Here is a 12,048-nt window from a genome sequence, read left to right as displayed (position 1 = left end):
TTTCATTTTACTACAGGTGGGCGGAAATGGAAGAATTCGTACGAATTTTTACAAAATTTTCGAAAAACAATAAAATCCTCCCTATTTTTTTAAAAGGTTTTTCTAGTATAATGATATTAGCAAAATTTGGATTGAAAGGTGGTTGAGAGATGGCAAGTTTTCGAAGTTTTTTGTTTGAAAAGGGAATTAAACTTTCGGTCGAACGTGCGTTAAGGAAGGGTATTTCAGAAAGGGGAATGGATGATAAAAGGCAAATGCTGGACACAGTCGCTAGAAAGCTAGCTAAACTGCCGAAGGACTGTAAGGTTCAAAAATTAGAAATTGAAGGATTGTACGCTGAATGGCTTTCCTCCGAAAACAGTTCGGAAGAAAAAGTAATCCTTTATTTACATGGCGGAGGATATGCATTTTGCTCAGCTAATACCCACCGGCCACTTGCAGCTAGTATCGGGAAGGCAGCTGGTATGAAGGTTCTTTTTCCAGAATATCGTCTAGCACCGGAACATCCTTTTCCTGCTGCCATTGAAGATGCCGTCATTGTGTACCGCTGGCTCTTGCGTCAAGGGTATGATCCAGCCAATATTATTTTTGCAGGTGATTCAGCAGGAGGGGGCTTAAGTGTAGCAGCCACCTTAGTCTTAAGAAATCAGAATGAGCCGCTGCCGCGGGCAATTGTTTGTTTATCACCATGGGTTGACTTAACAAGCAGCGGGGAAAGTTATCAGAAAAACAAAGTGGTTGATCCCTATTTAACGATTCAAGGTGTTAAAGATGCCGCGCTAATGTATTCGGGGCACAAGCCCCTCGATCATCCGCTTATTTCACCTGTCTTTGCAGACCTTACTGGTTTCCCGCCCTTATTTATCCAAGCCGGGAATCATGAAATTTTGCAAAGTGATGCGGAGTTGCTGGCAATAAAAGCACGACAGGCAGGCGTAGAGGTCACCTTTAAATTATGGGACAAAATGTGGCATGTTTGGCAGATTAGTGGTGATCGATTACCAGAGGCGAAGATGGCTGTAAATGAAATAGGTAACTACATTAAGAAAGTTTTGAAATAAGAAAACCAAGAACTTCTGTATTAAGATGCAGGAGTTTTTAGCGTTATATTCATTACATAGAAACTCCATGAACTTTATGAACAAAATGGTAGTTAAGTTTTTAATGCTGTTTAAATGGATAATCTATGAAATCATAAAAATTTTTGTAAAATTAAGAAAACGTTAAGAAAACGTTTACAAAGGGGGAAATGAAATGTTTTCGATTAAAAGAATTTCAGCAGTCATGTGTGCAGGAGCTTTGGCATTAAGTTTAGGGGCATGCAGCAGTAAAGAAACAGCAAGTTCAGGTAAAAAAGCGGAAGGAACAGGTTATCCGACAAAAGCAATTAGCGTTGTCGCACCTTCTGGAGCAGGTGGAGGCTGGGATTTAACCGCTCGATCATTCACAAAAGTGCTTAGTGAAACAAAGTTAGTAAATCAGCCATTAACAGTTGAGAACAAGCCTGGCGGAGGTGGAGCCGTATTTATGGCAGAATATGCTACCCAGCAGGCAGAAAATAATGACATGCTGTTTGTCAATTCACCGCCAATTATTATCAACAATTTAAAGAAAGAAGGAAACAGCCCTTACGGTTATAAGAATACCACTCCATTAGCACAGCTAACGAAAGACTATGGCGCCATTGTAGTCAAAACTGATTCTAAATTCAAAGATCTAAAATCAGTTTTGGAGGAGGTCAAAAAGGATCCAGCTAAGTTGACATTTGCAGGGGGATCCGCACCGGGCTCAATGGACCATTTAGTTTCGATTCTTCCAGCTTATAAATACGGGGTTGACCCAACTAAAATTAAATATGTTTCCTATGATGGCGGTGGGGAAGCGATTACAGCATTACTTGGTGGAAACGCTGATGTCATTGGGACAGATGCCTCAAGTGTGAAAGAATTCCTTAAAGCTGGTAAAGTTCGCGTGTTGGCAATTACTTCATCTGAACGTTTAGCTGGCGATTTTAAAGATGTTCCAACTGCGAAGGAACAAGGTGTGGACGCAGAATTTACGATTTGGCGTGGAGTTTTTGGACCAGAAAAAATGTCAGCAGAAGCAAAATCATATTGGGAAAAAACAATTGATAAATTAGTCCAATCACCTGAATGGAAGAAGGAAGTCGAGACACAAGGCTGGGAGTTAGAATATAAAAACGGTGCAGATTTTAAAAAGTTCTTAGAAGACCAAGAAACACAAGTTCAACAATTATTAGAAGCATTAGGAATGCAGAAGTAATCAAAGAGGGAAGGAAGGACTTTCTCCTTCCCTTTCATTTTTTATTATAAACGGATTGGAGGGATTCAGATGGACATTAAATTTGATCGCATTGCTGCTATTTTGTTTCTAACTGTAGGAACTTTATTTATTATCGGAAGCAGGAATATTGCCAGCTCCTCATATGGGAGTGTAGTTGGTCCGGATATCTTTCCATTTTTTCTCGGGGGTCTGTTAGTGATTTTAAGTATTCGCTTATTCTATGAAACCTTTAATAGAAAAAAGCAGGAGAAGGAAAAAGAAAAATTGCAGTACAAGCCTTTTATCATCATATTTATAGCTACTCTCGTTTATATTTTGACACTAGAATCCGTAGGCTATGTAATCACAACCTTTCTATTTCTTTTTGTCTGCTTTCAGACAATGGAACGAGGAAAATGGATTACCTCGCTACTCATTTCAGGAGGTTTCTCTGCCTTTGTCTATTTCATATTTGTCGAAGTACTAAAAGGAACACTTCCAGGTTGGCCTATTTGGTTTAATTGATTAGATCATGGTGTCAGGCACCATATTTTTTAGAGTGAAAGGGGGAAATAGAATGAATACTCTGGATTATTTGTTGCACGGTTTTGGTTCTGCACTTATTTGGTATAATTTGATTTTTGCTTTTGTTGGGGTATTAATTGGGACTGCTGTTGGTGTGTTACCGGGGATTGGTCCGATGAGCGGTGTTGCCTTGCTTATTCCTGTTACCGCTTCCATTACGGGAGGTCTTCCTCCTGAGCAAGCGGCAACGAGTGCTATTATTCTCCTTGCTGGTGTATACTACGGGGCTATGTATGGAGGATCGACTACTTCTATTCTATTAAATACTCCTGGAGAGTCATCGTCCGTAGTGACCACATTAGATGGTTACCAAATGGCTAAGAAAGGAAGGGCAGGGAGTGCTTTGTCAATTGCCGCGATTGGGTCGTTTGTGGCGGGAATCGTGACATTAATTGCCCTTATTGTTTTGGCGAAACCATTGTCAACTCTTGCTCTTAAATTTGGTCCTGCTGAATATTTCTCGCTTATGCTCTTAGGACTTGGAGCTGTTAGTGGGTTGGCAGGTAAGTCCGTTACGAAAGCATTGATTATGACGGTATGTGGGCTGCTACTTGCTACGATCGGAATTGACAATGTTTCAGGAATTGGTCGGTTTACCTTTGATATCCCTTGGTTATATCAAGGAATTGAATTCTTGACGATTGCGGTAGGCTTGTTTGCACTAGGTGAGGTTTTCAAAACGATCTTAGAAAAAGAAGAAGAAGATACAGATATGGCAAAGATCAATAATTTAATCCCTTCTAAAGAAGAGTTGAAAGAATCAGCTGGACCAATCGTCAGGGGCTCTTTCTTAGGTTTCTTTATCGGGATTTTACCCGGAGCGGGAGCGACTCTAGCATCCTTTTTTTCTTACATATTAGAAAAGAAGATCGCTAAAGACCCATCTAAATTTGGAAAGGGGGCCATTGCTGGTGTGGCAGCGCCAGAATCGGCCAACAATGCGGCCTCTGGCGGAGCAATGATCCCATTATTAACATTAGGAATTCCAGGCTCGGGTACAACCGCCATCCTAATGGGGGCACTGATGATGTACAATGTTCAGCCAGGTCCGTTATTATTTGAAGATCATCCCCAAGTAGCATGGGGGTTGATTGCAAGTATGTTTATTGGAAATATCATGCTTCTCATACTTAACCTTCCGCTCGTAAAGGTGTTTGCAAAGATCATTCAGACCCCGAAGCGGTATTTAATCCCTATTATAATTGCGATCTCTATTTTCGGTGTTTATGCGGTTCAAGTCTCAATATATGACCTTTTACTATTATTAGCCTGCGGTGTCATTGGCTATTTTTTAAACAAACATGATTATCCGATTGCCCCGTTAGTGTTAGGACTTGTTCTGGGGCCGATGGTTGAGAATAATCTTCGTCGGGCCTTAACTATTTTCAATGGAGATTTTGGACCATTTTTCACTCGTCCGATTTCATTAGGATTCTTAATTATGACGGTTCTTTGGCTGGCTATCCCGGTAGTAATGAAGATGAGAGGAAAGAATGTTGTCATAAACGAAGAAGCTTGACATTCAAAAAGTTCTGATTATTGCAAAAAACTCCTTTTTTTAAGGAGTTTTTTTCTATATGATAGAAGTAGAGGTGCTTGTATGCGATTACATACGAAATTAATGCTAGGCATTTTTATAGTAATTATCCTCATTGGCGGGATTTTCGAACTAACTTTTAAAAATATAATGGAGTCCAATCTAAAGCATGAAAAAGGAACGAAGGCTTTATCCGTGGCTCAGTCCATTTCAAATATGCCAGAGATACAAAAAGCTTTTTCTAGTAAAAACCCCTCTGCTATTATTCAACCAATTGCCGAAAAAATTCGAAAACAGGTTGGTGCGGAATTTATTGTTATCGGTAATCGTCAGGAAATTCGCTATTCTCATCCCGATCCTAACCGTTTAGGACAAAAAATGGTGGGCGGAGATAATGAACGTGTCTTTAAAGGAGAATCGGTTATCTCTGAGTCAATCGGAACCCTTGGTCCATCCTTAAGAGGGAAAGCGCCTATTTTTAGTGATGGCAAAGTAATTGGAGTCGTTTCAGTAGGCTATCTTCAAACGGATATTGAAAAAGAAGTAGCAAAGATACGACGGAAAATTTTTATCACCACCATGATTATTTTACTAGGAGGATTACTGGCGGCATTATTAATCTCATTAAATATTAAAAGAGCCATTTTTGGCCTTGAACCAAAAGAAATTGCTTGGATGTACCAAGAGAAACATGCCATCTTAGAATCAATTCATGAGGGAATTATCGCCATTGATACGAATGGACGAATAACCGTCGTCAATGAAACCGCCCATAAAATTCTCAATGTGCCGAGCGACGTTCTCCTCCGTGGAAAGAAGATTGAAGATGTCATTGAAAATACGTATCTTTATGAAGTGGTTCGGACGGGTCTAGCGGAATATGATCGGGAATTTACGATTTTCGGTGAAATATTTTTGGTGAATCGTATCCCGATTTTTAATAAAAAAGACGAAGTAATTGGAGCAGTTGCTAGCTTTAGAAACAAGTCAGAGTTATCCAATCTGATTCAGGAATTGTCCCATGTCAAAGCATATGCTGAAGGCCTGCGGGCTCAGACACATGAGTATTCTAACCGGCTCTACACACTCCTTGGTTTAATCCAGCTTGGTTCCTATAAGGAAGCCATTGATTTCATATCAAGGGAAGTGGATGTTGCACAAGGATTTATTAGCTTCTTAATGAAGGAAATTCCCGATCCAATTATTGCTGGATTTATTTTAGGTAAGGTTAGTTTAGCCAGTGAATTGAAGATTCTTCTTACAATCGATCGTGACAGTAGTTTTAGAGATTTGCCTGAAGAGATTAACAGGGATACATTAGTGACGATTATCGGTAACCTTGTTAATAATGCTTTTGATGCTGTGAGAGAAAATGGGAAGGTAGAAAAAAGAGTTTCTCTGTTTCTAACCGACTTAGGAAAAGACCTGATCATCGAAATTGAAGATAACGGGAAAGGCATAAACAACAGCATTGGTGAAAAAATTTTCCAAAATGGCTTTTCTACGAAAAACCGTCAAAGCAATTCCGGAATCGGGTTAAGCCTGGTAAAAGAAGCGATTGCAGGTTTAGGGGGATATATAACTTTTTCCTCGAATGAAGGGGAAGGGACGTTTTTCACAGTTGTGATTCCAAAACACAGGGGGTGTTTAAATGAATCTGAAACACAATATAGAAGTGTTAATAGTTGAGGATGATTTACGGATTGCAGAAATTCAAAAACGGTTTATCGAACAGATTCCAGGATTCCAAACAGTAGGAATTGCAGCAAGCTATTTAGAGGCAAAGACGTATATTGATTTATTACAACCAGACTTACTTTTGTTAGATGTCTATTTTCCGGACATGAATGGAATTGATTTGCTTAAAGAAACAAAGCAGCAAAGGAAGCAAATGGACGTGATCATGATCACTGCCACAAAAGAGATTCATAAAGTGCAAGAGGCAATCAGTATTGGTGTGTTTGATTATATAATTAAACCTGTGGTGTTTGAGAGGTTTAAACAATCGTTGCTGAGGTATCAAGAATATTATACAAAGCTAGCAGAATTGAAGAATGAAAATCTCCATGTAACCCAGCAACAGGTGGACAAGCTGCTGCGAAAAGAAATAGAGGGATCCAAAAGCGACAAACCTTATCTGCCTAAGGGGATTGATCCGCTGACGCTGGAAAAGGTCCTGGAGGTTCTGTCGAAGGTTGCTGATGGCCTAACAGCAGAGATTGTTGCTAAAGAAATAGGTGTAAGCAGAACGACGGCTAGAAGGTATCTTGAGCATCTCATGTCAGAGGATAAAATTGATGCGGATTTAGCTTACGGAACGGTCGGACGCCCAGAACGTGTCTATTTGGTTAAGGGGGCATTCAAACAGCATAACCACATATAAAGAAGAAGGCTCAAATGGAGCCTTCTTCTTTATTGGAAAGTTTCTCGAGCAATATCGAGTGTAGCCCTAAATTGTTCAATTGTAATAATATTGCCAATATTATAACGGGGAATGGTCTTATTTAGTTATATAATGGAAATGAATTTTCACATCGTTTTTTTTCATGCAAGTTGAAGGAGTGGAAGGACATGAAATGTTTAATTGTTTTTTGCTCATCTCATGGGACGACTGAAAAAGCAGTAAGATTTTTAAGTGAAAGTCTTAAAGGGGAGGTTCAGACAATTGATTTGAAACGAGAGAAAGTGAAGTTTGATCTTCGCAATTTCGATACCATCATAATTGGCGGTTCGATTCATGCTGGAAATATTCAAAGGAAAATCAAACATTTTATTACTCACAATTACGATACTCTGTTAGAAAAAGAAGTAGGCCTTTTCCTTTGCTGTATGCATGGTGGCGAGACAGCGATTGAGCAATTTAACCATGCCTTCCCGCAAGAATTACGAAAAAATTCTGCTGCAATGGGGTTATTTGGTGGAGAATTTCTCTTGTCGGAAATGAACTTCATTGAAAAACAAATCGTAAAAAAGGTGAGCGGTGCAACGATCGACCAATTAAATTTAGATTATGAAGCCATAAAAGAATTTGCATTAAAAATAAATAATATCCAAACACTAGTACATTAATCGGTGTATATCCAGTTTAAGTGAGCGTTTCTGCAGGTGCAGAACGTTTTTTTGTGTTTATAAGGAATTTAAGGGGGATTTTTCGATGAGTTGCAATAGAAAGTAAAATTTTTGTCAAATTTTGCTTATAAAAAATATCGAGAAGGACAATAATGAGTGAGGTCTTATTACAACAAGGAAGAGGATTTAAATGAAGATTTGGTTTAACAGATGGTTTACAACCGTTTCCCATTTCATCGATATGATTCGGGATAACGAAGAAAAACGAAAATTTATTATTTATGGCACAAGTCCGAACAAAGATGCCCTGTATTTACAAAATTGTGATTTTGCTTTCGTCGAGCCGGATATATCTGGTGAGGATTATATTGATTTTTGTCTTGAATTTTGTGAGAAACACGGGATTAATATTTTTATTCCGCGGAAAGAAAATGTCCTCATCTCTAAACGACTGAGTCAATTTGAGAAGTTGGGAGTTAAAGTGCTGGTTTGTCCAGATGCTAACCTCATGGAGACCATGGATAATAAAGCTGAGACATACCAAATGTTTTCGCGCGGGAAGGGAAACACTTTGATCCCTGACTATCATGTCGTCAATAATCTCGAAGCGTTTAAAATAGCGTATGAAAAACTCAAGGAAAAAGGACATACCGTGTGTTTTAAACCGGTGATTGGTGAAGGTGCCAACGGATTTAGGGTCATTAAAGACCAAATTGATTCGATTACTCAGCTTTTCAATCATGGAACGAGCTACCGCATTCCTTACAACTATGCCTGCGAAATTTTAGGTCAGCAAGAAACATTTCCTGACCTAATGGTATTGGAATTTTTAGAAGGCAGAGAATATAGTATCGATTGCTTATCATCCCACGATAAACTGTATGCCGCCATACCTCGGATGAAGGGGGAGGGCAGAGTGAGGGAATTGGTGGAGCAGGTTGAACTCATAAAACTGGCACACGATTTTCATCAAGAATTTAGGGTGCCATATGTGTTTAATATCCAGGTAAAATACAACAGCAATGGTGCACCCAAGCTGTTGGAAGTCAATCCGCGTATGAGCGGGGGCATGCATTTTAGCTGCTTATCTGGGATCAACATCCCGTATCTTGCTCTGAAAATTTTGCTAGGTGAAAAAGTAGAGATGTTGAAACCAAGGTTTGGAATTCGGGCAAGTCATATTGAAAAAGAAATGATTCTCAAATATGGTGACATAAGTTAATAAAGAAAGAGCAGGTTCTGTTTTCGAACCCGCTCTTCCCACTATTTGTAGAACACTTTATCAATATTGTATTTTGCATGTAAGGTATTAATGAGGTAGGTTTCGTAAATTTCTCTTTCCATCGGGTCTTCTACAACGCAGACTGCAATTTTATAGACCTCATCACGATGCAATTTGATCGGTGAGACCGTATCTTCAAAATGTTTTTTTACGCGAGGACGTAATTTCCTAGCTTTGCCGACAAACAGTAATTCATCATTTGCATTTGAAAATAGAATAATCCCGCCTTTATCTCTTGGGATTTTGTTGTAATCTGTAAATCCATAAACGCTGCTCAGCGGCGCCTCTACTTTTTCACCAACTTGATTTTTCTTCGTAATCACTATATCAGGATTAGGCATTTCAATTTTAATCATCTAGAAAATCGCTCCTTGACCTACTAAAAATAAACGGGATGCCCGTTTTGCTAACGGTTCATTATAGCATAAACAATCAATAATAGTTATCTTAACCATTTTTCTGTGCTCAAAACCAGTGGATCTTGATTTAATAAGGAGAAGTTAAATAAAAAGTAGAAAAATATTCCTTATTTTTGTAAACTTAAGGTGAAACATTGATTTTATTAAGATTGAAAGGGTGTTTGTATGGCTATCTCTTTATCTAAAGGTCAAAAGATTGATTTAACAAAAACAAATCCTGGTTTATCGAAGGTTGTTGTTGGTCTTGGCTGGGATACCAATCGTTACGACGGAGGAAACGATTTCGATTTAGACGCAAGTATCTTCTTATTAGCAGGTAACGGAAAAGTTACTTCTGAAAAGGATTTTGTTTTCTATAATCAACTTGAAGGTGGAAATGGTTCCGTCGTACATACTGGTGATAACCGGACAGGAGAAGGGGACGGGGATGATGAGCAAGTAAAAGTGGATCTAAGCGCAGTCCCTGCTCAAATTGAAAGAATTTCATTTGTAATTACCATTCATGATGCAGACGCCCGTGGTCAGAATTTTGGCCAGGTATCAAATGCATTCTGCCGTATCGTTAACGAAGAAACGAATCAAGAAATCATTCGCTATGATTTAGGAGAAGATTTTTCTATCGAAACAGCAATCATTGTAGGTGAGTTATACCGGCACAATGGCGAGTGGAAATTCTCAGCGGTTGGTTCTGGCTACCAAGGCGGCCTAGCCCGTATCGCAACAGACTTCGGCCTAAACGTTGGCTAAAAATAGCAAAATCAAAAGGACAATACAGTCGTGAGAAACTGTTTCTGTCCTTTTTTTGTTTATTGGAAGTGTCTTGAAGTATTTATTTGTGGTAAGGAGATATTTGGGTTATGTTAGATATAAATTATTTGATTTGAGGATGTTATGACAATGAAATTTTTACTGAAAACACAGGTTTTTTCTATTATTATTGCGATTTTTTGGATCGTATATCTTAATGTAGTAGCTATTTTTGATCGGCCTAGCCCGATCCTCCAATATTTGAATTGGTTCGTTTATGGATTTGCTTTACTGTTTGCCTTCATTTATTTACTACTGACGAAATACATAATAGGTCACAAATGGCTTGCTATTCCATTGGTAATACTACCGTATCTTATGATTTACCAACCTTTTCTTGAAAGAATCCTATTAAGTCTAGTTAATAAGAGTTACAGTATGACAATTAATTTTTTGTCTTTATCAACAGGAGCCACGCATTTAATGGCCATATTAATTGGATTAGTTTTCGGGGTTATCATTTCTAATCGAAATAATAGGGAGAAACAGCACTAATCAACAATATTTACCTATTTGCCATAAAAATGGCTTAACTAATCAAAAGTCTACGAATGAAAGAAGGACAAAGGATGGAAGGAAAGTGGCTGATTGCCGATCGCGATTTGAACGAACGAGAGGGATTAAAATGGTTATTGAAAACCTCCTCCATCCCCGTAACTACTATATTGTCAGCTTCTCATTATCAGGAATTTGTCGTATGGTTTGAGCAGGAGAAGCCTGACGTTGTCTTAATAGAACTAGATATGATCACAAAGGAAGATTGGTCCACCTTTCGGGACCTGATGCAGATTTATGACCCCATTTTATTATTAACATCCGCAGAAGGAACCTTCGAAAAAGCGCGCCTTGCCATCGATATGCAAGCATTAGATTTAATGATTAAACCTTTTTCGGCAACCAAGGTGAAAACCGCCTTTCAAAAAGCCTCACGTAAGCTTAGGGCCAAAAGTCAGGCGGATAGAATTCACCATGCTAATTCCTATAAAGATATATCATATGAAGTTTTATTACTATCGCAAGCTTCGGGTGCAGAAATTTACCATGTAGCTGCTTTTCAAACGGAAAGTATCACTGCCAACCGGACTTTGCATTCATTCTTAGCAGAATATCCTTTCAAGGATGTCCACGGTATTTTTGCATTAGACGACATGGTCGTTGTTTTGTTTTCAGAAAAGGGTCATAATATCACGGAACAATGCCAAAAAGCGATGAGGAAGTGGGAGGAGGAATTTTCTGAGCCGCTAGCTGTCGTGGTTCATAAAGGAAATTCATCAACCGTTACTTTGAATCAAAAATATCTGCAAACGAGGAAAATGCTAGAGTTGACCTATTATAAAGGGTACCGCCAAGTCGTTGAATTTGGACACTCACTTGAATGGGTCCATATTGATCCTTTTTTAGCTCCGCCTGAACAACGAACCTGGGTTGACATGTTGACTAACGTTGATTTAGAAAAAATAAAAAATTGGTTGTATGATGAATTTTTGCAATTGAACGATCCTTATCCTGACCCAGGATTGGTCCGAATTAGACTAACTAGTATCCTGGCACAGGTTAGAAGATATATGAAGACGTTTTACTTAGACGAGAATCAAAGCTATGAACAGGAATACCGCTATATTTTTAATTCGATTTTGTATGATCGTGTACTTTATCGTACGGTTCAAAATCTCATTTTATTTATTCAAAAATTGTTTTTGGGGACTGAGAGCAGGGATATAAATCAAATACAAGATCCGATTGAACGCGGCATATCCTTTATGGAGGCTAATTTTTCAAACAGCATGCTCAGGCTGGAGGATGTGGCAGCCTATGTGGACCGAAACCCCTCTTATTTCAGCCATTTGTTGATTACGAAAACAGGTTCCAGTTTTACGGAATTATTAACAGCCTTTCGAATGAAGGAAGCGAAAAGGTTGCTGATTGAAACCAATAAACCGATCAAAGAAATTTCGATCCTAGCGGGCTATCAAAATGCCAATTATTTCAGTCGGATGTTTAAGGAATCAATTGGTAAGTCGCCTAGAGAATTTCGATTAAATAAAGTGGACGAGGATGATTGATTT

General features: G+C 38.7%; 12 protein-coding genes. 11 read left to right on the top strand and 1 reads right to left on the bottom strand.

The genetic code is table 11. From position 1 onward, the window contains the following. The first annotated feature begins 149 nt into the window (after positions 1 to 149). The 8 genes from FS608_RS10905 (at position 150) to FS608_RS10870 (ending at position 8,696) form a co-directional block, all read left to right on the top strand. Positions 150 to 1,061, top strand: a complete 912-nt coding sequence (locus FS608_RS10905) for an alpha/beta hydrolase (RefSeq protein WP_144549821.1) — start codon at positions 150 to 152, stop codon at positions 1,059 to 1,061. Positions 1,062 to 1,254: 193 nt separating this feature from the next. Beyond that, positions 1,255 to 2,283 (top strand): Bug family tripartite tricarboxylate transporter substrate binding protein, encoded by a 1,029-nt coding sequence (locus tag FS608_RS10900; protein ID WP_144549820.1) that lies wholly within the window; start codon positions 1,255 to 1,257, stop codon positions 2,281 to 2,283. A gap of 69 nt (positions 2,284 to 2,352) precedes the next feature. Then, positions 2,353 to 2,808 (top strand): tripartite tricarboxylate transporter TctB family protein, encoded by a 456-nt coding sequence (locus FS608_RS10895; protein WP_144549819.1) that lies wholly within the window; start codon positions 2,353 to 2,355, stop codon positions 2,806 to 2,808. A 52-nt stretch (positions 2,809 to 2,860) separates the two neighbouring features. Further along, on the top strand, positions 2,861 to 4,387 hold the full coding sequence (locus FS608_RS10890; protein ID WP_144549818.1) for a tripartite tricarboxylate transporter permease: 1,527 nt from the start codon (positions 2,861 to 2,863) through the stop codon (positions 4,385 to 4,387). Positions 4,388 to 4,555: 168 nt separating this feature from the next. Continuing rightward, complete coding sequence (locus FS608_RS10885; RefSeq protein WP_313958709.1) at positions 4,556 to 6,094, top strand: ATP-binding protein; 1,539 nt, start codon at positions 4,556 to 4,558, stop codon at positions 6,092 to 6,094. Further along, a complete protein-coding gene (locus FS608_RS10880) occupies positions 6,057 to 6,788 on the top strand; it encodes a response regulator (RefSeq protein WP_144549816.1) in 732 nt (243 codons plus the stop codon). Before FS608_RS10885 ends, FS608_RS10880 begins: the two co-directional genes overlap by 38 nt. Positions 6,789 to 6,976: 188 nt before the next feature. Beyond that, positions 6,977 to 7,474, top strand: coding sequence for a flavodoxin domain-containing protein (locus FS608_RS10875; RefSeq protein WP_144549815.1), 498 nt, complete (start codon positions 6,977 to 6,979; stop codon positions 7,472 to 7,474). A gap of 190 nt (positions 7,475 to 7,664) precedes the next feature. Continuing rightward, positions 7,665 to 8,696 carry an ATP-grasp domain-containing protein gene (locus FS608_RS10870; protein ID WP_144549814.1) on the top strand — a complete coding sequence of 344 codons (1,032 nt, stop codon included), beginning with the start codon at positions 7,665 to 7,667 and terminating at the stop codon, positions 8,694 to 8,696. 41 nt (positions 8,697 to 8,737) lie between these two features. Here FS608_RS10870 and FS608_RS10865 read toward each other — a convergent pair whose 3' ends face one another. Beyond that, a complete protein-coding gene (locus FS608_RS10865) occupies positions 8,738 to 9,112 on the bottom strand; it encodes a nucleotide excision repair endonuclease (RefSeq protein WP_144549813.1) in 375 nt (124 codons plus the stop codon). A gap of 228 nt (positions 9,113 to 9,340) precedes the next feature. Between FS608_RS10865 and FS608_RS10860 the strand changes: the two genes are divergently transcribed. The 3 genes from FS608_RS10860 (at position 9,341) to FS608_RS10850 (ending at position 12,045) form a co-directional block, all read left to right on the top strand. Then, a complete protein-coding gene (locus tag FS608_RS10860; protein ID WP_144549812.1) occupies positions 9,341 to 9,922 on the top strand; it encodes a TerD family protein in 582 nt (193 codons plus the stop codon). A gap of 150 nt (positions 9,923 to 10,072) precedes the next feature. Then, positions 10,073 to 10,477, top strand: coding sequence for a hypothetical protein (locus FS608_RS10855; protein ID WP_144549811.1), 405 nt, complete (start codon positions 10,073 to 10,075; stop codon positions 10,475 to 10,477). Positions 10,478 to 10,551: 74 nt separating this feature from the next. After that, entirely contained in the window at positions 10,552 to 12,045 is a 1,494-nt protein-coding gene (locus FS608_RS10850; protein ID WP_186328682.1) for a helix-turn-helix domain-containing protein, read from the top strand. The last annotated feature ends 3 nt before the right edge of the window (positions 12,046 to 12,048 follow it).

Source organism: Bacillus sp. X1(2014), from assembly GCF_007678255.1.
The sequence above is the reverse complement of the archived record's forward strand: the minus strand, read 5'-3'. Positions and strand labels throughout refer to the sequence as shown.